Source organism: Nitrospinota bacterium, from assembly GCA_016235255.1.
GTDB lineage: Bacteria > Nitrospinota_A > UBA7883 > UBA7883 > JACRLM01 > JACRLM01.
In genome coordinates, this window is sequence record JACRLM010000046.1 from 1 (window position 1) to 22,542 (window position 22,542).

The 22,542-nt window shown below is 56.8% G+C and carries 22 protein-coding genes; 13 read left to right on the plus strand and 9 right to left on the minus strand.

Annotated features, from left to right (window positions below):
* Positions 1-322: 322 nt before the first annotated feature.
* The 5 genes from HZB29_06165 to HZB29_06185 all read right to left on the minus strand — a co-directional run bounded on the left by HZB29_06165 (position 323) and on the right by HZB29_06185 (position 4,982).
* Positions 323-727 carry a hypothetical protein gene (locus HZB29_06165; protein ID MBI5815178.1) on the minus strand — a complete coding sequence of 135 codons (405 nt, stop codon included), beginning with the start codon at positions 725-727 and terminating at the stop codon, positions 323-325.
* A gap of 365 nt (positions 728-1,092) precedes the next feature.
* Complete coding sequence (locus HZB29_06170; protein MBI5815179.1) at positions 1,093-1,902, minus strand: SDR family oxidoreductase; 810 nt, start codon at positions 1,900-1,902, stop codon at positions 1,093-1,095.
* Positions 1,903-1,933: 31 nt separating this feature from the next.
* Entirely contained in the window at positions 1,934-2,374 is a 441-nt protein-coding gene (fabZ, locus tag HZB29_06175) for a 3-hydroxyacyl-ACP dehydratase FabZ (protein MBI5815180.1), read from the minus strand.
* Between the two features lie 103 nt (positions 2,375-2,477).
* A complete protein-coding gene (locus tag HZB29_06180; GenBank protein ID MBI5815181.1) occupies positions 2,478-3,503 on the minus strand; it encodes a rod shape-determining protein in 1,026 nt (341 codons plus the stop codon).
* A gap of 12 nt (positions 3,504-3,515) precedes the next feature.
* Positions 3,516-4,982 carry a GAF domain-containing protein gene (locus tag HZB29_06185; GenBank protein MBI5815182.1) on the minus strand — a complete coding sequence of 489 codons (1,467 nt, stop codon included), beginning with the start codon at positions 4,980-4,982 and terminating at the stop codon, positions 3,516-3,518.
* Positions 4,983-5,829: 847 nt separating this feature from the next.
* Here HZB29_06185 and HZB29_06190 point away from each other — a divergent pair.
* The 9 genes from HZB29_06190 (at position 5,830) to HZB29_06230 (ending at position 14,397) form a co-directional block, all read left to right on the plus strand.
* A complete protein-coding gene (locus tag HZB29_06190; GenBank protein MBI5815183.1) occupies positions 5,830-7,821 on the plus strand; it encodes an oxidoreductase in 1,992 nt (663 codons plus the stop codon).
* On the plus strand, positions 7,818-8,723 hold the full coding sequence (locus HZB29_06195) for an NADH-quinone oxidoreductase subunit H (protein ID MBI5815184.1): 906 nt from the start codon (positions 7,818-7,820) through the stop codon (positions 8,721-8,723). Before HZB29_06190 ends, HZB29_06195 begins: the two co-directional genes overlap by 4 nt.
* A gap of 3 nt (positions 8,724-8,726) precedes the next feature.
* A complete protein-coding gene (locus HZB29_06200; GenBank protein ID MBI5815185.1) occupies positions 8,727-9,404 on the plus strand; it encodes a hydrogenase in 678 nt (225 codons plus the stop codon).
* The gene (locus HZB29_06205; GenBank protein ID MBI5815186.1) at positions 9,401-10,873 is read left to right on the plus strand and encodes an NADH dehydrogenase FAD-containing subunit; all 1,473 of its coding nucleotides are present in this window, start codon (positions 9,401-9,403) and stop codon (positions 10,871-10,873) included. The genes HZB29_06200 and HZB29_06205 overlap by 4 nt, the downstream gene beginning before the upstream one ends.
* 3 nt (positions 10,874-10,876) lie before the next feature.
* Positions 10,877-12,367 (plus strand): NADH-quinone oxidoreductase subunit C, encoded by a 1,491-nt coding sequence (locus HZB29_06210; GenBank protein MBI5815187.1) that lies wholly within the window; start codon positions 10,877-10,879, stop codon positions 12,365-12,367.
* 2 nt (positions 12,368-12,369) lie between these two features.
* The gene (locus HZB29_06215; protein ID MBI5815188.1) at positions 12,370-13,125 is read left to right on the plus strand and encodes a hydrogenase; all 756 of its coding nucleotides are present in this window, start codon (positions 12,370-12,372) and stop codon (positions 13,123-13,125) included.
* A 114-nt stretch (positions 13,126-13,239) separates the two neighbouring features.
* Positions 13,240-13,626 (plus strand): hypothetical protein, encoded by a 387-nt coding sequence (locus tag HZB29_06220; protein MBI5815189.1) that lies wholly within the window; start codon positions 13,240-13,242, stop codon positions 13,624-13,626.
* Between the two features lie 12 nt (positions 13,627-13,638).
* On the plus strand, positions 13,639-14,133 hold the full coding sequence (locus HZB29_06225; GenBank protein MBI5815190.1) for a helix-turn-helix transcriptional regulator: 495 nt from the start codon (positions 13,639-13,641) through the stop codon (positions 14,131-14,133).
* Positions 14,134-14,142: 9 nt separating this feature from the next.
* Positions 14,143-14,397 (plus strand): addiction module protein, encoded by a 255-nt coding sequence (locus HZB29_06230; protein MBI5815191.1) that lies wholly within the window; start codon positions 14,143-14,145, stop codon positions 14,395-14,397.
* Between the two features lie 45 nt (positions 14,398-14,442).
* Here HZB29_06230 and HZB29_06235 read toward each other — a convergent pair whose 3' ends face one another.
* The 3 genes from HZB29_06235 to HZB29_06245 form a co-directional block, all read right to left on the minus strand.
* Positions 14,443-14,679: a rubrerythrin gene (locus HZB29_06235; GenBank protein ID MBI5815192.1), complete on the minus strand. Its 237-nt coding sequence runs from the start codon at positions 14,677-14,679 to the stop codon at positions 14,443-14,445.
* Between the two features lie 22 nt (positions 14,680-14,701).
* Positions 14,702-15,118, minus strand: coding sequence for a hypothetical protein (locus tag HZB29_06240; protein MBI5815193.1), 417 nt, complete (start codon positions 15,116-15,118; stop codon positions 14,702-14,704).
* Between the two features lie 63 nt (positions 15,119-15,181).
* Positions 15,182-17,146, minus strand: coding sequence for a hypothetical protein (locus HZB29_06245; GenBank protein MBI5815194.1), 1,965 nt, complete (start codon positions 17,144-17,146; stop codon positions 15,182-15,184).
* 223 nt (positions 17,147-17,369) lie between these two features.
* Here HZB29_06245 and HZB29_06250 point away from each other — a divergent pair, with 223 nt between their 5' ends.
* Together HZB29_06250 and glgC are read left to right on the plus strand one after the other, a co-directional pair.
* Positions 17,370-18,413 carry a helix-turn-helix transcriptional regulator gene (locus HZB29_06250; protein MBI5815195.1) on the plus strand — a complete coding sequence of 348 codons (1,044 nt, stop codon included), beginning with the start codon at positions 17,370-17,372 and terminating at the stop codon, positions 18,411-18,413.
* 175 nt (positions 18,414-18,588) lie between these two features.
* Positions 18,589-19,818, plus strand: coding sequence for a glucose-1-phosphate adenylyltransferase (gene glgC / locus HZB29_06255; GenBank protein MBI5815196.1), 1,230 nt, complete (start codon positions 18,589-18,591; stop codon positions 19,816-19,818).
* A gap of 223 nt (positions 19,819-20,041) precedes the next feature.
* Here glgC and HZB29_06260 read toward each other — a convergent pair whose 3' ends face one another.
* On the minus strand, positions 20,042-20,272 hold the full coding sequence (locus tag HZB29_06260; protein MBI5815197.1) for a hypothetical protein: 231 nt from the start codon (positions 20,270-20,272) through the stop codon (positions 20,042-20,044).
* An 89-nt stretch (positions 20,273-20,361) separates the two neighbouring features.
* Here HZB29_06260 and mnmA point away from each other — a divergent pair, with 89 nt between their 5' ends.
* Complete coding sequence (gene mnmA / locus HZB29_06265; GenBank protein MBI5815198.1) at positions 20,362-21,450, plus strand: tRNA 2-thiouridine(34) synthase MnmA; 1,089 nt, start codon at positions 20,362-20,364, stop codon at positions 21,448-21,450.
* Entirely contained in the window at positions 21,447-22,238 is a 792-nt protein-coding gene (locus tag HZB29_06270; protein ID MBI5815199.1) for an inositol monophosphatase, read from the plus strand. The genes mnmA and HZB29_06270 overlap by 4 nt, the downstream gene beginning before the upstream one ends.
* Positions 22,239-22,542: the final 304 nt, after the last annotated feature.

A 22,542-nucleotide genomic window follows, 5' to 3' on the forward strand; every position in this document is an offset into this window, starting at 1 on the left:
AATCCATTCTTCCCTTGCCAGTTTTCCCGTTACCGTTTACTCTTTTCATGTGACCTCCTTGCTTTCCGTTGTTTTCGTTCAAAAACATGGTAGCAGGTGAGGTCATACCTTCGTTTCAACTAAGTTTAGGACACTTTCCAGCCCCGGGCGGCAACGGGGTAGCTTTACCACCCCGGCGGCTTCCGGGATGACAGGGTCCGCATTCATCTTCCCTCTGTGTCTCTGTGCCTCTGTGGTTATAGCTCCCCTCCCGGCCCTGAAAAGCATAAAAAAACCGGCCTGACTCTTTTTAGAATCAGGCCGGATCCCGGTCAGGTATTTATTACTTCCCTTTCCTGGCGGATTTCTTCGCGGCGCTTGGAACAAACTTGTTCAAAAAGCCCTCGAAAAGGTCGATATCTTTCTCGACCTTCGAAGCGTAAAGCTTTTTGACCTTTTCCAGGGAATCGGCCCTCCGCAAATTCATCGTGCCGTAAACCGGGTTCGACTCCTTTACGAGCGGCAGGTTGTCGAGCTGGTCGACACCGATCGCCTTTCCCGTAAGAAGCCAGTCCAAAGAACATCCAGTGAAAGTCTGGATTTTGATAAGGTTGTCATAGGTGGGGATCTTGCCCTTTTGCCAGTAATACTGGAAAAGGCCCTTGTCTATGCCAACCTTACGCGCCCACGAATAGGGTTTGTCCCCCTTCATGAGCAACTGCAACCTCTCCTTAAAGTCCTGTCTCATCGCGCTATTTCCCCCGAAATTAACACAAAAGTGATAGCAACAAGCTATCCACACTAAAATTCATTGGCTGTATGTTACGAAACTACTTTTGGATGGTAAGCGACACCAAGATAGAGGCTCATAAACTTTAGATACAAATTCCGTTATAAAGATTCATAAAAACTGATGAATAATAACATGAAAATTCAAAGTGTTACAAATATTTTTTAGTATGACATGCTCATATTTCAATGATGGTTTGAACGATATTTATAATTCTTAACTTAAGTCATATGGATGTCAGATAAATTAATACGGCGGGCAATATGGATTGTTACTCTGCAGGGTTATTTGCGCTATTTGCGATGACTGCGCGGCCCGCGGAATTATTGGCCCTTCTTGCCCATCACCGCGCCGATTATATCCTTGTCGAAATAATTAAGCTCCATCCCGGCGTCCACCACGATCTTCTGCCCGTTGACTCCGCTTGAGGCTTCGCTAAGCAGGAACGCGGCCACCTTCGCCGCCTCCGCCGTCTCCACACCCCTTTTGCGCAGTGTGGCCTTTTCGGCGAAAAGGTATGAGTCCACATATCCCGGTATCCCGGCGGAAGCGGACGTTTTCAAAAGGCCCGGCGCCACGGCGTTGAACCGCACCTCCGAAAACGCCGAAAAACTCTTGGCCAGGAAAGTTATCGCCGAATCGAGCGCGGCCTTGATCGGCGCCATGTATCCATAGTTTTCGGAGGCCATCCGCGTTGTGGATATGGATATCGTCACCACGGAGCCCTTCTTGTCCAGCAAGTCCCGGAATGCGTCCGCTATGGTGACAAGGGAGAAGCAGGACACGTCCATCGCCCGCATGAAATCGTCTTTGTTCACCTGGTGGAAAGGTTTTAGCCCGTCCGAATAGTTGGCGAAGGCGACGGAATGGACTATGCCGGCCACAACGCCCCCCTCGGCGCGCACCGCTTGGGCAAGAGCCTTCACCGATTGGGCCGAGGATACGTCGCACACGTGGACTTTGGCGTCCGGGAATAGTTTTAATACCTGCCCGCGCTTCTCCTCGTCCTGCACCGAAAGGACCAGCCGCCCCCCCTCGGCGCGGATGATCCCGGCGATTTTGTACGCCACGCTTTTTTTGTTGGCCACGCCGAACACGACGTATTTTTTTCCGGAAAAACCAAGGAAGCTCAAGACCGTCCCTCCGGTTTTTTCATGTTGTCCATCATCCCACCTCCGCCATTGCGCAGGTGAACTGCACGCTGACGGCGGTCTCCCCCGCCACCTTCGCCGTCCCCTTCATCATAAAGGCGTTTGCCACCCGCTCCACAAGCTCCGCCTCCAGGGTGATGGTGTCCCCCGGGCGGATCATTTTCTTGAATTTCGCGTCCCGCACCCGCACAAGCACAGGCGTCCCTTTGGAAACATCACCGGCCCCCGCCGCCATAGAAAGCAGTATGGCGCCCGCCTGGATCACGCTTTCCATCGTCAGCGCCCCCGGCATCACGGGAAAATGCGGATAGTGCCCCTTGAAAAAATCCAGGTCCGGTGAAAGGTACTTCTCCGCCACGATCCTTTTATCGTCCATTTCCACCACCCTGTCCACAAAAAGGAAGGGCGGCCTGTGCGGAATGGCCGATGCGATATCGACGATGGAGTTGGTCATTTAAATTAACGCTTCGTTTGAAAAGCGTGGATTTTATCACATTGACAAGGTTTGGCGGGGAGTATCTTAAGGAACACCAGGTTGCGTTAATGGAAGCTGATGTTCAGTTTATCGTCACCCTTCTGAACGTCCGCCATTGCTCCAGCACGATGCCCGCGCCGCGGCAGATGGCCGTGAGCGGATCCTTGGCGCGATAGACCGGGACGTTAAGCTCGTTTTTAAGCCTGGGGCCAAGCCCGCGTATGAGCGCCCCGCCACCCGCCAGCACAATGCCCCGGTTTGATATGTCATGGGCGAATTCTGGCGTGGTCTTCTCCATCGCCTTGCGCGTGGCCTCGATGATCGCCTTCACGGGATCTTCCATCGCCTCGCTCACGTCCTGGTCTGAAATGGTGACGGACGACGGCAGGCCGGAGCGCGTGTCTCTTCCGAAAACCTTTGTGATCAGCCTCTGCTCCAGGGGGAAGGCCGTGCCGATGGCGATCTTCACACGCTCCCCTTCGAATATGCCGATGTCCAGATGGAATTTCTGGCGGATATGGCGCACCATCGCCTCGTCCAGTTCGTCTCCGGCCACGCGGATGGACTCGCTGTACGCCGTGGCGTACATGGAGATTATGGCCACCTCGGTGGTCCCCCCCCCGATGTCCACGATTAGGTTCCCCACCGACTCCCCCACCGGCATTTTCGTCCCGATTGCGGCGGCCATCGGCTCCTCCACAAGGTGCACCTGCCGCACCCCCGCCCCGATTGCCGATTCTATCACCGCCCGTTTCTCCACCTGCGTTATGCCGGAAGGGACGCCTATCACTATCTTCGGCCTCATGGTGAACCAGTTGGGGCGCGCCTTTTTGATGAAATAGGAGATCATCTTTTTCGTGGAGTCGAAATCGGCGATCACCCCGTCCTTCATAGGGCGGATCACTTCATATTCGTCCGGCGTCTTGCCATACATCGCCTTCGCTTCGGAGCCGATGGCCAAAAGCTTTCCGCTGTTGCGGGACACCATCACCACCGAAGGCTCATTTAGCGCTATCCCCCTCCCCCGCACATGGACAAGGGTGTTGGCGGTGCCAAGGTCCATGGCAAGGTCCGCCGAAACGAGGTGGTATAATTTATCTAACAGCATCTTGCCCGGCGGCTACCTTTCCATGCTCTTTAGCCGGAAAGTCCATTCCGGGCGTTTTTCGCTGTACATGGACACCCTCATTCCGGGCGTTTCCTTGGCCACTTCCGCCGCGTGGTGGGCCTTTGCGATAAGCTCCTCCATCTCCTTGCCGTCCTCCGGGCACACGGCCACGCCGATCACCGGGGCCACCCGTATGTCAAAGCCGCCGATTGTGTACGGTCTCATCTCTATCGCGTCCACGATGGACTGGATCATTTCCGTTGTCTGGGCGCTGGTGTATCCATTGAGGGAGATTATGAACCTGTCGCCGTAATAGCGGCAGACAGCCCCGTCCCCCCCCAATGTGACCTTCAGCCGTTCTGCGGTCTCTTTTAGCACAGCGTCCCCGCCGTGGTGGCCAAGCTGGGCGTTGACCTTGGTGAAGTTGAGCAGGTTCACGATAATCAAAGCGCCGTTGCCTTTCATCACCCCGCCGGTCTCTATAAGATATCTGTGGGTCATAAGGCGCGTCACCGAGTCCATATACACCGCCTTCTTCCCCTTGTTGTGCATGTACAGCCCGGTGAAGGCGGAGGCGCAGGCGGAGGCCAGAATCGTCAGCGATTTCATGTCCACCTTCCGGAACGCCGCCTTGTTGCGCGCCAAAAGGCCGATGGCCCCGGCGCTCTGGCCGTTTGCCACCATGGGCGCCGCCAGCATGGAGCTCCATTTGCCCCCGCATCCGGGATAGACCGCCCCCCCGGCGGTGTCCGGCAGGTATATTGGCGAGCCGCGCTGGATCACAAGCCCCAGCCTGTATTGCGTCAACGGCAGCGCCACCGCCGGCGTCGGCGCGGAGCCCGGCTCATGGCTGTGGATCATGTAAAAGTTTTCATCGTCGAACGATTTTAAGGCCAGCGCCAGAAAATCGTGCGGGATAAGCCGGGGAACGTTCAGCCGGAGCGCCTGGGCCAGCTCCTGTATCTTCTCGCAAGCCGAAAGCTTGTCTATCACGTTGTTTAGCGTGTCCAGCGCCACCGCCTCCACCCCAAGCTTTATCCTCTTGCGGCCGTTTACGATCACGCTGGCGGCCATCGCCGCGAACTCTTCAAGGATCTTCTCCATCTTTTTGGTGAACACATAGCTTGCCTTGCTGTCCACCGAAAGCACGCCGATGATCCTGTCCCCGTCAAAAAGGGGGGCGGCGGCGAAGGATTTTATGTCTTCGTCCTTTAAATAGAACTGGAGCCCGGTGGTGTCCCCCTTGAAGTTGCTGGCGTTGAGAGGCCGTTCGTTCTTTGCCACCCACCCAACCAGCCCATAGCCGATGGGAAACTCCGCGTCGCGGATTATATTCGTGGAGAGGGACTGGCTGGCTTTCAGCTTGAGCGTGTCCCCTCTTTTGTCGTCCACCAGGAAAAGGGCGGCTGTGAAAGCGTCGGTGACGTTTCCGGCCAGCCCCACAAGGCGGTTTAACTCTTCTTCGAGTGTCTGCGGCATATCCCTTCGTTAAGTAACGCCACTTTCAAGGCGGCGATTGCTGGCTTTGGGCCGGCGTTACCCCTTTGATTTAAAGCCTGTTATCACATCCAAAATGCCGTCATGCGCCTATAGTATAAACTTTGATGGAGCCTTGCGAAAGAGTAAAGAAAAGATATTTTGAGTTAATTCCACGCCGAGGGTCCAGATGACCACAGAGGACAGGAAAATATAACCACAGAGACACAGAGGCACAGAGGAGGAAAGAATATGAACAAGGCGCTGTATCGTGTCATCCCGGCCAAGCGCGGCGCTACTGTGAAAGGCCCTTACTGCTTCCCCGTGGTCGCTGACCACGGTTTCCCAATCTCCCGCTATCCGGGGTGTTTGAGCGCGAAGCGCGCCACCCCGGACTTATTCGGTGGAAGCCAGGACGTCGGGGTGAAGAACACCCCGATGAGCATTTGGGCAACAGCCCGAGGCGGCCACGGGAAAGCAAACAAAGCCGGCTTCCGGGATATGCCATACCTACCCTCTCCCACTCTGTGACTCTGTGCCTCTGTGGTGGAAAATCCATCCCCAATTTCATTGTCGCTGTCCGGGGTGTTTGAGCGAGAAGCGCGTCACCCCGGACTCCTTCGCATACTGTGAATCGAGGTTTATTTGACATACCGTCACAGCTTTCTTACAATACGCCTTTGTTACCCGTTTTACCGAGGTTTTGCTGGAGATGGAGTCATCATCTGTCGAGCAATCGCCGGAAATGCGCACAGGGCATAGCACAATACTATCCACAGCCCCCATTACCCCCTCCTTAACTACCACATCCGCCGTTGAAAAAACGGCCTGATTCCGGAGTTTTTCCATAGTGACTTTATTTTTCATATCGTTGGCTGTCATTGTTGGCGGCGCCCTGGCCGCACTGGCCGCAAGCGCCAATAACAGGATCGCCAATTTCATAGGCTCCGCAGGTTGCGCGGCGGGGTGCGCCTTGGGGCTGTACGCGGCGGTGGACGCCCTGTTTTCAGGCGAGGCTCCATCATTTCACGCCCCCTGGAGCGTGCCTTACGGCTCTTTGAGCTTTTCGATGGACCCGCTCTCCGCTTTCTTCCTTATTCCCCTTTTCGGCCTTTGCATGGCGGCGGCGGTGTATGGCGCAGGGTACATGGCCCACCATGCGGACAGGCGCCTCGGCCCTCCATGGTTCTTCTATAACATCCTTGTGGCCGCCATGGCCATAGTGGTCACCGCCGGAAACGGCGTTCTGTTCCTTGTGGCGTGGGAGGTGATGTCCATATCGTCGTTCATACTGGTGATGTTCGACCATTCGCAGGCCTCCACCCGGCGCGCGGGGCTTATATACATTGTCGCCGCCCACCTTGGCGTGGCGTTCCTTTTCGCCATGTTCATACTGCTCGGCGGCGAGGCGGGCTCGCTGGACTTTGACACCTTCAAAGGGGCTGCAAGCCCGGCGGCGGCTGGAGTGATTTTCACGCTTGCGCTGATAGGATTCGGCTCCAAGGCGGGATTCATGCCGTTCCACGTGTGGCTGCCGGAGGCGCATCCGGCGGCCCCCAGCCATGTTTCCGCCGTGATGAGCGGCGTGATGATAAAAATGGGGGTGTACGGCCTGCTGCGCGTGATCTATTTCCTGGACCAGCCGCAATGGTGGTGGGGCGCCGCGCTGATATTCATCGGCGTCGTATCCGGGGTGATGGGGGCCATGCTGGCCCTGGGCGAGAACGATATGAAGAGGCTCCTGGCCTATTCGAGCGTGGAGAACATGGGGATCATCGCCGCCGCCATGGGGCTTGGGACGCTGGGCATGGCGACGCATACGCACACAGTCGCCGCGCTGGGATTTGGCGGGGCGTTGTATCACGTGATAAACCATTCGGTGTTCAAGGGGCTTTTGTTCATGGGCGCCGGGACTGTCCTCGCCAATACGCACACTCAAAACATTTCGCTGCTCGGCGGGATAATGAAAAAAGCTCCGCTGACAGGCCTGTTTTTCGCCGTCGGCTCCGTGGCCATATGCGGGTTGCCCCCGTTGAACGGTTTCATGGGCGAACTGCTGGTGTATATGGCGGCGTTCACCGGGATCAAAGAGGTGTCCAACAAGATACTAATGGCGGGAGGGGTGGTGACGCTGGCGGGGCTGGCGATGATCGGGGGCCTTGCGGTGGCGGTGTTCACGAAGGCGTTCGGGATGGCGTTTCTGGGCGAGGCGCGGTCGGAAAAAGCGGCCATGGCGCATGATCCGGGACGGCTGATGACATGGCCGATGGGCGCTCTTGCGGCGATGACGCTGGTTTTAGGATTGGGAGCGCCTTTGACGCCTCACCTGCTGGCCGCTCCGGCTGGATTGGTGGCCGGATTCGATCCTTCACATGTCAAAGAAGCGTTCGATTCGATGGCCCTTCCGCTGTATGGCGCGGCGATAGTGTCCGCGGCGCTGGCGCTATTCTTATTCATTGCGTGGGCTGTCCGCCAGTCGGCGCTCAAAGGGAAACAGATCAGGCGCGCCGTCACATGGGACTGCGGATACGCCGCCCCCAAGGCCACGATGCAGTACACGCCGTCATCCTTCGCCCAGCCTTTCACCGGATATTTCAGGGCGATCCTGCGGCCCGTGTCAAAGCTTGAAATCCCCGACGGCTATTTCCCGGCGAAAGGATCGTTCACCGGATGGATTGTGGACGTGTGCGACAAGTATGTGTTCGCCGGGCTTTTCTCCGCCGTGGGTTGGACAATCGCAAAGCTCCAGAAGGTGAAGACCTTCCGGGCCAACGTTTACATTTTTTACACCACCGGCGCGATCATCGCGCTTTTCGCCATCACCTTCGGGTTCACAAGATGAACGCATTCAATCCAGCTTCGCTTGCCTATCCTGTGATCGCCCTGGCGGTATCCCCATTTTTGCTTGGGCTGATAAACAGGACGAAGGCTGTGTGGGCCGGGCGGCGGGGCCAGCCGCTGCTTCAGGCGTATTACGACATCGAAAAACTTTTCGGCAAAGGGGCTGTGTACAGCAAGACCACAACGTGGGTCTTCCGAGCCGGGCCCATCGCAAGCCTGGGATGCATGGTGACGGCGTCGTTCCTCGTCCCCTTCGGCGGGAATCCGGCGGCGCTGGCCTTCGAGGGGGACATCATACTGTTCGCATACATCATGGGGCTGGCGCGGTTTTTCACGGTGGCCGCCGCGCTGGACACTGGCTCTGCTTTCGAGGGTATGGGGGCCAGCCGGGAGGTGTTCTTCGCGGTGATAACGGAGGTGGTGTTCTTCCTGGGCCTTGCGGCGCTTGTGATCCAGACCGGCTCTGTGTCCCTTTCCGGCGTGTTGAAGGCGGAGGGAGCCCTTGGATGGGCATCCACTTCGCTTGTGGCGGCGGCGCTGTTCGTGGTGATACTGGCGGAGAACTGCCGCATACCGGTGGACGATCCAAACACCCATCTTGAACTGACCATGATCCACGAGGTGATGGTGCTCGACCACAGCGGGCCGGACTTCGCGTTCATACAGGCGGCGCAGTCCGTGAAACTCTGGCTCACCTGCTCGATATTGGCCCAGGCGCTCATTCCGGTGATGCACGGAGGCGTCCTGTCCTCCATATACATGGTGAACGTTGTGTTAGCGCTGTGCATCGCCATTGGGACTGTGGAGTCCACCATGGCCAGACTCCGGCTTATAAACGTTCCGCAGCTTATCGTAGGCGCCGGGGCTCTTTGCGCCCTGGGGCTGATTTTGCTTTTCAGGTGAAAGATGACGCTGGAGACATTTGACGTCCTTGAACCGCATATCCTGAACATCGTGTTCATGTCGCTATTGATCACGAACCTGTACCTTTTGGGTTCCAGCAGGATCGGCGCGCTGATATGGACCGCCGGGGCGCAGGGGGCGCTGCTGGCGGTGTTGCCCCTATTCCCGCAGGTGGGTGAATTTTCCGCCCACGCCATACTCATCGCGATAGGCAGCGGGCTTATCAAGGGTGCGCTTATCCCGTGGCTGCTTATGTTCGCGCTGAAAGACGCGGGCGTGCGCAGGGACGTGGAGCCATACGTCGGCTTCTCCCTTTCGCTGGTGATAGGCGTGGCGTTCACCGCGGTCTCGTTCTGGTTCGCCTCGAAGATCGCGGTCGGCGGACAGACGGCCGCGTCGCCTTTCGTATCCGTGGCGATTTCCATGGCGCTGTGCGGGATGTACCTTATCGCCAGCCGCAAAAAGGCGCTCACCCAGATCATCGGCTACCTGACGCTGGAGAACGGTGTCTATGTTTTCGGCGTGTCGCTGGCCTCAAAACTCCCCTTCGTGGTGGAGATGGGGATATTCCTGGACATATTCGTGCTGGTGTTCGTGGCCGGTATCGTGGTGTTCAAGATAAACAGCACATTTGACAAGATAGAAAGCGCGGTGGCCCGCACAGGAAAGGAGGGGGTGTGACGCTTACAGTCATACTGGCCCCCGCCATCGCCGGGCTGATAAGCTTCTTTATCGCGGCGGACTGGCCACGGCGGGGCCTTCTGGTGGCCGCATCCGGGGCTCATATCGTGATAGTGGCCGGGGCGTGGATCGTCGCCGAACCGGCCGGCAAATACATCGGGCTGGATTCCATCGGCCTATTCTTCCTCACCATAACAAGCGCCCTATTCTTCGCGGCGGCGATTTACGGCGTGGGCTACCTCGACCGGGAGGACAAATCCCACCGGCGCGATTTTGAGGAGGACCACCATTTCGCCAACCAGCCGGAGCGGTGGTTCACAGGCTCCATGCTTCTGTTCCTTGCGGCGATGAGCCTTGTGGCGGCGTCGCAGCATGTGGGGCTTTTGTGGATCGGCGTGGAGGCCACCACCCTTTCGTCCGCCCCGATGATATATTTCCACCGTCATCACAGGTCGCTGGAGGCGATGTGGAAATACCTGCTGATCTGTTCGGTGGGCATCGCGCTGGCCCTGCTGGGGACGTTCTTTATCGCCAGCGCATCGGTGATGGCGGACGGCGAATCGGCCTCTCTGACATTATCGGAACTTGCGGCGCGGGCTTCGGGATATAATCCGGCGTGGCTGAAGGTTGCGTTCATATTCCTTTTCGTCGGCTATGGGACGAAGATGGGCCTTGCCCCGTTCCACACATGGCTGCCCGACGCGCATGGCGAGTCACCTTCGGTGGTGTCCGCCCTTCTGTCCGGAGCGTTGCTCAATTGCGCGTTCGTTGGGATATTGCGGGGCTATCAGATATTGCTCGGCGCCGGCCTGGGCGATTTTGCACGGGAGATTTTCACCGGGTTCGGCCTTGTGTCCATGCTGGTGGCGGCCATATTCATCATCAACCAGAAAGACTTCAAGCGGATGCTCGCCTATTCGTCGGTGGAGCACATGGGCATCATGTCGCTGGCGGTGGGGATCGGCGGGGCGGGGGCTTTCGGGGCGGCGCTGCACGCGGTGTCGCACTCGTTGGTGAAGGCGTCGCTTTTCATGCTGGCGGGGAACATACTTACGGTGTACAAAACGAAAAATGTCCCGTCGGTGACGGGGGCGATACGCGCCCTGCCGGTGTCGGGGGCTTTGTGGATGGCCGGAATCATGGCGATCACCGGAGCGCCCCCTTTCGGCACGTTCGTCAGCGAATTTACGATATTAAAGGCTGCGCTTGGGGCTGAAAAGTGGATCGTGGCGGCCATATACCTTGTGTTGCTGGCGGTGATATTCGTCGGCATGGCCTCCGCCGCGGCCAGCATGTCTTACGGAGCCCCATCCCCTTCCGGCTCCACGGCCGGCCACGCCGAACCGAAAGTATCATACATGCCGCCGATGGCGCTGCTGGCGGCGGCGCTGGTGATCGGCGTATATATCCCCGGCCCGCTTCTGGCGGCGCTTAACAACGTGGCGCGCACGCTGGGGGGAGGTCTTTAGAAAATGGAGCTTGTGAAAATAAAAAACGGCGGCGTGTTGGCGCAAAGATCGGTCCCGTCGTTGGGCGACGGTGATTTCCGGAGCGAGCTTGTCCGCCTTGTGAACTCCGGCGGTACGGTCTGCTCCATGTTCGCCTCCCCTTCCGGCGGTCCAACAATAATCTACGCGGTGATAGCGTTCCACGAATCATCGGAGTTTTGCATATTCTCCACCGTGGTTGGCGACGAATACGAATCGCTGACGCCTGCCATTCCGCAGGTCCATATGTTCGAGCGGGAGATGGCGGAGCAATACGGCGTTATTCCAAAAGGCCACCCGTGGCTCAAGCCTGTCCGGTTCCAGACGGCGCACAACTCTTCCGGCGCCAAGACCTCACAGATCGGCGTCACCGGCTTTTTCAGCGTGGAGGGGGAAGATATCCACGAAGTGGCCGTGGGGCCGGTTCACGCGGGGGTGATAGAGCCGGGGCATTTCCGGTTCCAGTGCCACGGCGAAAAGGTGTTCAACCTGGAGATATCGTTGGGCTACCAGCATCGCGGGATAGAAAAAGCGCTCATCGGCGGGCCGCACAAATTGACCATGGCGATGATGGAGACCGCCGCCGGAGACGCCACCATCGGCCACGGCACGGCGTATTGCCAGGCTGTGGAGGCGCTGTCCGGGACCGAGACGCCCATACGCGCCCAATATATACGGGCGCTGGCGCTTGAATTGGAACGGCTGGCAAACCACGCCGGCGACCTTGGGATGCTCGCCCAGGACGTGGGCTATCTGCCCGCATCTTCGTTCTGCGGCAGGCTGCGTGGTGAATTCCTGAACTTATCGCAGGAAATTTGCGGAAACAGGTTCGGCAGATGTCTGCTGACTCCTGGCGGAGTGCGGTTTGACGTGTCCGTCGAAATGGCGCAAATCCTTGTCCACAGGCTGGAAAAGGCCGGGACTGACCTGCGTTCGGCCAGCGGCCTGCTTTGGAGCAAGCCCTCCGTCATCGCCAGGTTTGAGAACACCGGGACGATAACAAAAGAAGACTGCGCAAACCTTGGCATCGTGGGCGTCGCCGCCAGGGCCTGCGGCGTTGCGCGTGATGTGCGGCAGGATTTCCCGGCGGGGGCATACAAAACGACGCATACGCAGGCCGCCACGTGGGATTCTGGCGACGTGATGGGCCGCGCAAGGGTCCGCCGCATGGAGGTGGACGATTCGCTGGAGCTTGCCAGACGGCTTTTGATCGAAATGCCGCCCGGGCCAGTGAAAACGGAGGTTGGCGGGATGGCGCCGGGCATGATTTGCGTTTCCGCAACCGAGGGGTGGCGCGGCGAAATCGTGCACGTGGCATTGACCGGGGACGACGGCGGATTCACCCGGTACAAAATTGTGGACCCGTCGTTCCATAACTGGACGGGGCTTGCGCTGGCGTTGCGTGGGCAGGAGATTTCCGATTTTCCGCTGTGCAACAAGAGTTTCAACCTGTCGTATTGCGGATTTGATTTGTAACTATGCTGAAAGAACTTATCGCAAGGGTCAAACAGGGATATAACACCACAAGTTTTCCCGCGCCGGACGCGGCCGTTGGGGGCAGGTTCCGTGGCGCGCCGCAACTGGACGCCGCCAAATGCCCTCCGGATTGCCAGAAGTGCGCCGAGGTTTGCCCCACGGGGGCGATCAGCGTGGCCGGCGGCCTTTCGCTCGACCTTGGCAAATGCCTATTCTGTCCGTCATGTTCCGGCGCGTGCGGGGCGTGGGGTATAAAGTTCACGGGCGCTGTGGCGATGGCGGCCAACAGGCGGGAAGACCTGGTGGTAAAGGACGGCGGCCCAAAATCCGCTGAGCCTTTGCCGGAGGATTTGCGCGCGCTGTTCGCGAAATCGTTCAAGTTCCGCCAGGTGAGCGCCGGCGGATGCAACGGATGCGAAGCGGAGATCGCGGCGATGGGGAACATCATATTCGACCTGGGGCGGTTTGGCATGGGCCCTGTGGCCTCCCCCCGCCACGCCGACGGGCTTTTGGTGACAGGCCCCGTGACGCAGAATATGAAACTGGCGCTTGAGAAAACGAATGACGCCACGCCGGACCCGAAGATAGTTGTGGCGGTGGGCGCCTGCGCAATCAGCGGCGGGCCGTATCAGGAGCTCCCGGAGCAGACCGGCGGGGCGGACAAGACATTGCCGGTGACACTTTACATACCCGGCTGCCCCCCGCATCCGTTGACGATACTCGACGGATTGTTGAAAATGCTGGGACGCGGGGAATAAAACACACTAAACGCTCCACGCTTCGCTCCATTAATACAGGACGGCAACAATACGCATACGGTCTTAAGCAATTAATACTTGACACATAGTCAAGTATTTCATAAAATTATTTTTATGAATGAAAGGTTGCTGGAGTGTAGCTTCTTAATACCTATTGTCCGTGATTCGGATAAATCGCTTCACCAGCCAATTGTATGGCGTGATTTTCAGGATGACATGCGATCTATATTTGTAAAGGGGCATTCTGGCCCTGAGAGCGTCAATATAGTGATGTTTTACAAGGATGTGAAGCTAACGCCTGGCGAATATCCGGATTTGGACAACAGGGAAACAGTCCATGACGAAAGCCGAAGGTACACTGTGGCAATACCGGAAAGCAGGCTGGAAGACCTTCGAAACTTGTTGAGGAAAGTGGCAGACTCTTTTGATCAGAAATGTATTTACTTGTCAGTCGCAGGAATCGCGGAATTTATTTTACGCCAAAAAGAAAAACCCATATAGAAGAATTTGGTTATGAAAAAGCGGAATTACGAAACGATCACTGGGCGTTTGATTGATTTGAACGCTATTTCCGATGAGGAAATTGTTTTCCTTCATTCAGTCATGAAAAAATATAAGACGAAGCCGGAATGGAGCGATTTTTCGGCTTGGTGGACACTTGAATTGCAAAAACATGGTCTTCCAATGAAATCTTCGGCATGGCGAATCTGTCAGGACATGGAAGCGAGGCTTGGAATTGCCCAGAAAAAGGTGGCTCCACCTGATTACCCCGATTATCTGGCGGACATCATAGAAGCCAAATATGGTTCGCGTTATAAATTTTGCAAGAAGACGGGAATAGATCAGGGCCATTTAAGCCGAGTTTTAAACGGGCATGCCGGGCTTTCAGTGCGATCCCTTCAGGAGATTCTGGCGGCTTTGAATGTTGGAATAAAGTATCAAGATGAGGATGAATTGCAGTTGCTCGCCAGCCCTGAAAAAGCGATAAAGGCTTTGGCCGGAGTGTAAATCATACAAATGCACGGAATGAAAGAGATAATTGAAGAAGCTCAATCGCTTCCCGTGGAAAAAAGAGTCATCGTCATAGATTCCCTTCTTCAAACTCTCAATCCCCCATCGCCGGAAATCGATCTTGAATGGGCGCAGACCGCAAAAGGCCGTCTTGAGCAATTGCGTTCCGGCAAAGCCAAGGCTGTTCCCGGCGACGTTGTCTTCGCGAAGATACGGGAACGCTTTGACAGCTTCCCCGTGGCCGCCCCGGATTCCCAGTAGCGCCGGCATCTTGCCGGCAATTGCCACCGCGACGGCGCCCCCCTCCTACCCTATCAGTTCTTTTTCAAGCTTCGTCTGAAGGTCGGCCAATAACCGCTCCAGCGCGTCCCGGTGGGCAAGCTCCTGCTTGGCGAGGAATATGAACATCTCCTTGGACGCGGTGTCCTCATACTTGGCCGCCAGGTCCACATAGAACTCGTACGCTGACAGTTCCTTCGGAATGGCGATCACCAGCGCCTCTATCTTCGCCTTCAGGTCGTTTACTTTCTTCTTGTCCGGCATTTCCCCGCCGCTCCAGCTTTGATTATATGAACTTGCTTCCCAGATGCCCAAGATACGCCGCCACCGCCGTGGCCGAGTACAACGCGCATAGATAGACCCACCTGAACACGCCCCCTTCCACCATGATCTCCGGCCAAGCGATCCTTATGGACACGATGCCAAGGGCAAGGGCCATGAATATAACGCCGAATATCAGCTTATGGTCGAAAATCCGCGTCCGCCTGCCGGAGAACCTGGTCTTCCAGTCGTACGCGCCGCTGAAATAAGTGACAGGCGCCGCCAGCAGCCCGGCGATGACGCAGTGGAACGCCGACACTTCATAAAACCGGTCCCCGTTGATCACATAAATCGTGAGCAGCAAGGATGCCACCGGGAACATGGCGCTGGTGAAATGGCTCCCGATATGATGTATATGTATCGGGGCTTTTTTCAAGTTCATCGGGGCCTCCGCCTCCGCGTAAACGACATCAGCGTCCCACCGGGCGGTCCGCGGTTATACCCGTTACCTCAGGTCCACAGTCATGGCGCCTGATTTTTCGCCCTCAAGCTTGTCCACGTCCACGCACGACACCGCAAAATCCTCTTTGACCCCGGCCTTCATGTCCGGCACGATGTAGAAAAGCTCCCGCGTGGAGCCCGCCTTCTGCCAGCCGAAAAAGCTCCGCCTGTACACGATGTAATCGGTGGCGCCCACTTCCTTGTTGCGGTCCCACTTGAGCACAACCTTGCTCCCTTCCCTGGCCCACTTGAATCCGGCCACGGGAGCGGGCGGGCTTTTGGTGGTCCCCGCCACAACAGGAGAGAATTCCCCTTCCAGCCCAAAAGTGTCCACCGCCTGTATCTTGTAATAATAAGTCTTGCTGTTCTCCAGCTTGTCGTCCAGATGGTAGTTTTTTGCAGCCGGTATGTCGAATATTTTACGGAAAGCGCCGTTCTCAGAGTCCGCCCTGAATACGTGGTACTCCTTTATGTCCGTCTCCGGATTCTTGCGCCAGTCCAGCGGAACCTGCTTGGGCCTGTTGCTTGCGGCCTTGAAACTTTCAGGCGCCATGGGGGCCGGCTTGGTGGTGGCGGACACCGCCTCGCTCATCCCGGAGCGCGACCCGGCCCAGTTATACGCCTCGATCTTGTAGAAATAGAGGGTGAAGTCCTTTAGCTTTTCCGCGGAGCCGAATCCGCCCGTGTCCCCCCCGTCCACATATGAAGTCTTGTCCCTTCCCCTTATTTCGGCGATCTGGGCATATGGGCCTTTGTCCTCGCCGGACCTGTATATGTAATATCCCTTCACGTTGTCGTCCTCATGGGCCTTCCAGCCAAGCGGAACCTTGCGCGGCTGCCATCCCTTGGCGTCGAACTTTTTGGGGATAGCCGGCGGATCGGCCGTTTTCACGGAGACTGCGCCGCTTTTGAGGCCCTCGTCGTTGTACGGGCTGTACGCTGATATGGAGTAGTAATAAGTCCTGGAGTCCTCCAGCTTCGGCTCCGTGGAGGATCCGCCGCCGTAATCGGTGAAAGATTTTTCACCGCGCCCCTTGATGTCCTTTATAAGCTCCATCTTGCCGGACTGCGAATCGGAGCGGTATATCCTGTATCCGGCCACCTCCTGATTCTCATGCGCCTCCCATTTGAGGGGGACCGCCCTTATCTTTTTAGAGTCCCCCGCCAGGTTCTTCGCCGGCGCCGGCGGGCCCATGCTGGCGATGGAAATGGCCGTGGAAGGCTCGCTCTCCTTGTCCAGTGTGTTCAGGGCGCTGACGCGGTAGTAATAGGTCTTCGAGTCCGCCATGGGGCGGCCGGAAGAGTGCTCGTCAACAAACCGCACATCCTCCTGTTTGGATGTCTTGCCGATGGGCTTATAGTCTGTGGTGGGCGAGTCGGAACGATAGACAACGTATCCCTTGGTCTCCGGCTCCGGCTGCACGCTCCAGGTGACCTCTATCTTGCGGAATCCCTTGTTCACCGCCTTGAGCCCGGTGGCGACGGAGGTCCTGGAGCGGATGGCGTCGTTCTTGGCCATTTCCGCGGCGCCCTTTGTTATCTTAACGTCAGAGTATGTGTCCGAAGCGGCCGCGATCTCCACTTCACCCACCAGAATCTGCTTGATGCGGATCACTTTTTTCGTGGCGGGATCTACGATGTCCTCCCCCCTGCGAGCCACTATAAACCTGTCCCCTGCCTTCACGCCGTTTTTCGAGCCGACGTTCACGATCCCCTTGGAGGTCTTGGCGTCCGCGTCCAGGACGATCCCTTCGACGTACATTTTGGTCATGGCCGCCAGGCTTTCCGCCGCGGCCTTTTGCGCCACCTTCTGGTCCAATTCCTTTACAGCCTGGGAGTCCTCCGTTTTCACGGCGGCCTTTTTCTTTTTTGGGGCCGCGGCATAAGCCGGAACGGCGCTAATGGCGTCCGGCAGGAACACGGCGCCGCATGCGATGATCAATAACGCGGAAAATACCTTGCTGCTCATTCTTTTCAATTCCACCTAAGCTTGCTTAACACGCGCTTTCTGATTGGTCACATTTTTTCACATATCCGCCCGCATCTCAACCGGTTTTATATCTATTGAACGCATAGCCCGCGTTGCCCGCCACAGCGGCGTATATTATAATTTTGCCATTATAATTTTATTATATTACTATAATATTGAGAGTTCATGCGCACTCAGGCTCAATGCGGATCGGTGAAGGAAATTGGACAGGATACTCAACTACGTTTACGGCCTGAAGTCACCGGTGTGCCTGTTTTCAGCGTCGGGAGAAATCCTGATGACCAATCCGGCGATGGATCATATCTTATCAAGCCTCAAGTCCGGCGGCCAAAAAAAGCGCGATTTCACCGATACTCCCGGCGAATCCACCTGCCATGACTGCCTGAAAGCCTCCAGCGCGAAGGGGAGGTGTTTGATACCCAGGGAGCTTCCCGGCGCGCCGCTCCTGGCCGCGGTGAGCGTGTCCGGGGAACCCGGGGCAATACTTGCCGTTTATTGCGCGGGCGATTCGCGCAAGGAAGAAAGAAACGATCTGGTCCCGGTGATAGGTTCGCTGTTTACAGGGGAATCTTCCGTTTTTGCTTCCCGCCGTCCCGATGGGGCGGTTTCACTCCGTGAAACGATAGAGAAAGCCGCGCGCGCCGCCGGTGCTTTCGAAGCCGGCATTCACTTCAAGACTTTCGGGGCCAGATATCTAACTCCGCTATCGGCCGTCATCATGCAGTCCACACTGGCCCGGACGTTCAGGGAGATTTCCCTGTTTTCCACCCTTTCGGCCATGACCAGGATAGCTGATACATCAGGCGATGAGCAGGGCCAGGAAGTCTTCCCGCTGACCATAATTTCTCCCCTGGCCGAGCAATTTGGCGCGCGGACGCTGATTGCCGTTAATGCCGCCAACTTAAGGTTGAAGAGGTATTTTGACGCCCTTTGCGCCACGACATCCGTTCCATCTTCCACACCGCCTGTGATCACGATAGAAGAGGCCATGGTCAACGCGGAGTTTTCCCTGCAAACAGGCCTGGAGCCGGGAGAGGCGCCGCATCTTCCCGATTATTACAAGAAGCTTACATCCCGTGAGGCGGAAATAGCGGAGAGGGTGGCGTCCGGACAGGACGACGCTCTGATCGCCACAAACACTGGCATCGAAAAGTCCACCGTCAAGCAGCACCTCAAAGCCATCTTCCGCAAGACAGGCTACAAGAACAAGGTGGAACTGATATTGGGGATGCGGGAGGAGCGTTGAGGCTGCCTGACTTTTGTCGCTTCCCCGTGGCCGCCCCGGATTCCCAATCCCCTGCTATCCGGGGTGTTTGAGCGCGTAAAACCGCTTCAAGCCTCTTTACAATCCCCTTCCCACAGGTTTAGAATCCGTATAATCGCGAAGTAATAAATATGGGGCTGGAATGAAAGTCCTGAGCATGATCCTGGCCGGGGGCGAGGGGAAAAGGCTGTACCCTCTCACCAGGGACAGGAGCAAACCCGCAGTCTCCTTCGGCGGCAGGTACAGGATCATAGATTTCGCCCTTAGCAACTTCGTCAACTCCGGCCTGACAAAAATCAAGGTCCTCACCCAGTTCAAGTCCGATTCGCTAAACCGCCATCTGGCGCGCGGATGGCAGCTTTCCCCGCTCATCGACCAGTACATAGACCCGGTCCCTGCCCAGATGCGCACCGGGCGGAACTGGTATCGCGGCACCGCCGACGCCATTTACCAGAACATGAACCTGATCATCGACGAGGATCCGGACCTTGTTCTCGTCTTCAGCGGCGACCATATATACAAAATGGACATCCGCCGGATGATCGAATATCACATATCCCAAAAAGCGGACCTGACAGTCTCCACCCTCCCCTTCCCCCGGAATAAATCGACGGAGTTTGGCATCGTCGAAGTGGACAGGGACTGGCGCATCACCGGTTTCTGCGAAAAGCCGCTGGACCCCAAATGCATTCCCGGCATGCCAGATTTTTCGCTGGCCTCCATGGGCAATTACATTTTCGACGCCAAGGTGCTGTGCGACGTGCTGGAGAAAGACGCGCCGCTGGACACGGACCATGATTTCGGCAAGGACATCATCATCTCCATGATCGGGTCGCACAAGGTGTTCGCATACGATTTTTTGACCAACGAGCCGCCGGGGATGACCGAACCGGAACGGGGCTACTGGCGGGACGTGGGGAACCTGGAGCAGTACTGGGAGGCATCCATGGACCTTTGCTCCGTGTCGCCGGTGCTCAACCTTTACAACGACAAGTGGCCCATAAGGGGCTTTTTCAATTCAGGCGCCCCCCCGGCCAAGTTCGTTTTCGCCACGGAGGGCAAAAGGATCGGCATGGCGACGGACTCGCTGGTGTCCGAAGGTTGCGTGGTGTCCGGCGGGAAGATAAACCGGTGCGTTCTTTCGCCATGGGTGCGGATAAACAGCTACTCGTCGGTGGAGGAGTCGGTGCTGATGGAGGGGGTGAACATAGGGCGCAACGCGAAAATCCGCCGGGCGATAATAGACAAAAAGGTGGAAATCCCCGCCGGGGCCGAGATCGGTGTTGACCTGGAAAAAGACCGCAAACGCTTCCACGTCACCCCCGGCGGCATCGTGGTGATCCCCAAGGGAACGGTGATAGAAGAAGAGAAAACGGCTGCGGTCTGACCTGAATGCCTTCGCTAATCTGATCACGAGATAGAGATATAAAGACTGCTTGTTAAGAGCGTGATGTTTCTAAAGAGGGTGAATCCACCTGAAAAATCACACGTCATACGGCTTGATCACTAAATCATGAACTTCAGGAGGGAAATCCCTGATGTTCCGTGTGACAAGTTTGAGATTGTGTTGAAATGATCTATCAAAATTACGGAATCAAGGAGCAATTCCATCAAGATGCGCCCCACTCCCCGCGCAATTTAAGCTGATACCGCAGGCCGTCCCCCTCTTTCCATAGTCCGGCTGTCTTTTTTAGCGCCTCGCCGAAAGCCTGCTCGCTTATCTGCCCTGGTTGGTTTTCCGGGAGATTGCGCTCGATCTCCATCCAGTCGGCATAACTGATTTGAACAGCCACAGGATGCGCCTTGTCATCGGTGACTATCTTTTTTCCAATATCGCTCATAAAGGCTCCTTGGGTGAAATTATTATATCATCGTTTGACCGGCGCCAAACACATATGCCACTCCCCTCTCCTTCCTCTATAATCAGACCATGAGCGGAGAACTTGTGATAATGGCCATGAGCGGAGGGGTGGACAGCTCCACCGCCGCCGCCTTGCTCAAAGAAGAGGGTCGCGACATCGTGGGCGTCACCATGCGGGTGTGGGAGCATCCGGAGGACGTGGAGGCGCGAAACGGAACCTGCTGCACCCTCGACGACGTGGAGGACGCGCGCCGCGTGGCCATCCGTCTCGGGATCCCCCACTACACCGTGAATGTGAAGGCGGAGTTCAAGGAAAAGGTGGTGGACTATTTCGTCGCCGAATACATGCGCGGCCGCACTCCGAACCCGTGCGTGCTGTGCAACCAGGTGATAAAGTTCGACTACCTTTTCCGGCTGGGGGCCAAGCTTGGCGCGGGACATGTGGCCACCGGGCATTATGCTCGTATCGGGCAATTCCGCGGCCACACCGTGGTGATGCGCGGGCTGGACGCGGCCAAGGACCAAAGTTATTTCCTGTTCTCCATCGGGCCGGACAGGCTCAAACGGATATTGTTCCCTCTCGGCGCCCATTCAAAGCAGGAAACGAGGGCCATGGCGGAAAAGTACGGGCTGCACACCGCGAAAAAGCACGAAAGCCAGGAGATTTGCTTCGTGCCGGACAACGATTACACGAACTTCATAAAAAAGCTGCCAGAGGGGAAATCGGCCCGCGAAGGGGAGATCGTGGACTTTGACGGCAGGAAAATGGGGCGCCACAAGGGATTCCCCTTCTATACTGTGGGCCAGCGGCGCGGGCTTGGCATCGGCCACTCGGAGCGATTGTACGTTGCGGCCATCGAACCGGATACGAACCGGATTATCGTTGGAAACAAATCGCGGCTATACGGCAAGGCGCTGTCCGCCGGCGGGATGAACTGGTTCGTTCCACCGGAAGATTTTGCGGATATACAGGTGACTGCGCGGATACGCCATCAAGGAAAGGACACGCCCACTGTTATCATACCGGAAGGTAAAGAACGCGTGACAGTGGAATTCGCCGAGCCGCAGCTTGCCATCACTCCGGGACAGGCTGTGGTGTTCTATCATGGTGATGTTGTGTTGGGCGGAGGATGGATAGAAAAGAGGCTCGATAAGTGAAAAACGAAGTCAATTTAAGCGACGCGCTGGCCGTGGCGCAGCAGGCGGCAAGGGAAGCCGGGCGTATCATGACGGAAATGGCGGAGCGCGGGTTCCGGGTGGAGCACAAGGGGGAGATAGACCTTGTGACGGAGGTGGACGTGCTTTGCGAAAAGGCGGTGGAAGGCATTCTTGGCGCATCGTTCCCCGGATATGGCATCCTGGGGGAGGAATACGCCAACGTGCAAAGCGGCGCGAAATACAAATGGGTGATAGACCCCATAGACGGCACCACAAATTACGCCCACGGGTTCCCGGTGTATTGTTCGTCGGTGGCGCTGACGCTGGACGGCGCCCCTATCGTTGGGGCGGTGTACGACCCCACCCGGGACGAGATGTTCTGCGCGGTGCAGGGGATGGGCGCCATGCTCAACGGATATCCGATCCGCGTGTCCCATACCGCGGAGCTTATAAAATCGCTGCTGGCCACAGGATTTCCGTATGACATAAAGACCACCCCTCGCAATAATTTAAAGCAGTTCGCCGACTTCGCCATGCGCGCCCAGGCGATACGGCGGCCCGGCGCGGCGGCGCTGGACTTATGCTACGTCGCGGCCGGCCGTATGGACGGATTCTGGGAATTTCATTTGAAACCTTGGGACATCGCGGCCGGAGCGCTTATCGTGGCGGAGGCGGGAGGGACAGTTACGATGAGCGGCGGCGAGGAGCTGGACATTTACCGGTCGGACATCGTGGCGTCCAATGGAATAATACACAAGGAGATGCTGGAGGTATTGGGGATGAGATGATTTTTCTTTACTTTCAGGAAATGCTGACATATTATCTAGCCAATTGCACTTTACCCTTTTTCGGGAATTGTATAACATTACTTCAAGGGGGGGGGAATGTTGCCAAAGCAAAATCCGTTCTCACTATACGATTTTCTAGGGTATTTGTTCCCTGGCACGATTTTCCGAAAGTGTCCTAAACTTAGTTGAAACGAAGGTATGACCTCACCTGCTACCATGTTTTTGAACGAAAACAACGGAAAGCAAGGAGGTCACATGAAAAGAGTAAACGGTAACGGGAAAACTGGCAAGGGAAGAATGGATT

Excerpts from the sequence above, each read along its gene's own strand:
- HZB29_06215 (MBI5815188.1), top strand. The coding sequence starts at position 12,370 with ATGCTGAAAGAACTTATCGCAAGGGTCAAACAGGGATATAACACCACA.
- HZB29_06200 (MBI5815185.1), top strand. The coding sequence starts at position 8,727 with ATGACGCTGGAGACATTTGACGTCCTTGAACCGCATATCCTGAACATC.
- HZB29_06235 (MBI5815192.1), bottom strand. The coding sequence starts at position 14,679 with ATGCCGGACAAGAAGAAAGTAAACGACCTGAAGGCGAAGATAGAGGCG.
- glgC (MBI5815196.1), top strand. The coding sequence starts at position 18,589 with ATGATCCTGGCCGGGGGCGAGGGGAAAAGGCTGTACCCTCTCACCAGG.
- HZB29_06210 (MBI5815187.1), top strand. The coding sequence starts at position 10,877 with ATGGAGCTTGTGAAAATAAAAAACGGCGGCGTGTTGGCGCAAAGATCG.
- HZB29_06240 (MBI5815193.1), bottom strand. The coding sequence starts at position 15,118 with ATGAACTTGAAAAAAGCCCCGATACATATACATCATATCGGGAGCCAT.
- HZB29_06180 (MBI5815181.1), bottom strand. The coding sequence starts at position 3,503 with ATGCTGTTAGATAAATTATACCACCTCGTTTCGGCGGACCTTGCCATG.
- HZB29_06225 (MBI5815190.1), top strand. The coding sequence starts at position 13,639 with ATGAAAAAGCGGAATTACGAAACGATCACTGGGCGTTTGATTGATTTG.
- HZB29_06245 (MBI5815194.1), bottom strand. The coding sequence starts at position 17,146 with ATGAGCAGCAAGGTATTTTCCGCGTTATTGATCATCGCATGCGGCGCC.
- HZB29_06260 (MBI5815197.1), bottom strand. The coding sequence starts at position 20,272 with ATGAGCGATATTGGAAAAAAGATAGTCACCGATGACAAGGCGCATCCT.
- HZB29_06230 (MBI5815191.1), top strand. The coding sequence starts at position 14,143 with ATGCACGGAATGAAAGAGATAATTGAAGAAGCTCAATCGCTTCCCGTG.
- HZB29_06185 (MBI5815182.1), bottom strand. The coding sequence starts at position 4,982 with ATGCCGCAGACACTCGAAGAAGAGTTAAACCGCCTTGTGGGGCTGGCC.
- mnmA (MBI5815198.1), top strand. The coding sequence starts at position 20,362 with ATGAGCGGAGAACTTGTGATAATGGCCATGAGCGGAGGGGTGGACAGC.
- fabZ (MBI5815180.1), bottom strand. The coding sequence starts at position 2,374 with ATGACCAACTCCATCGTCGATATCGCATCGGCCATTCCGCACAGGCCG.
- HZB29_06220 (MBI5815189.1), top strand. The coding sequence starts at position 13,240 with ATGAATGAAAGGTTGCTGGAGTGTAGCTTCTTAATACCTATTGTCCGT.
- HZB29_06195 (MBI5815184.1), top strand. The coding sequence starts at position 7,818 with ATGAACGCATTCAATCCAGCTTCGCTTGCCTATCCTGTGATCGCCCTG.
- HZB29_06165 (MBI5815178.1), bottom strand. The coding sequence starts at position 727 with ATGAGACAGGACTTTAAGGAGAGGTTGCAGTTGCTCATGAAGGGGGAC.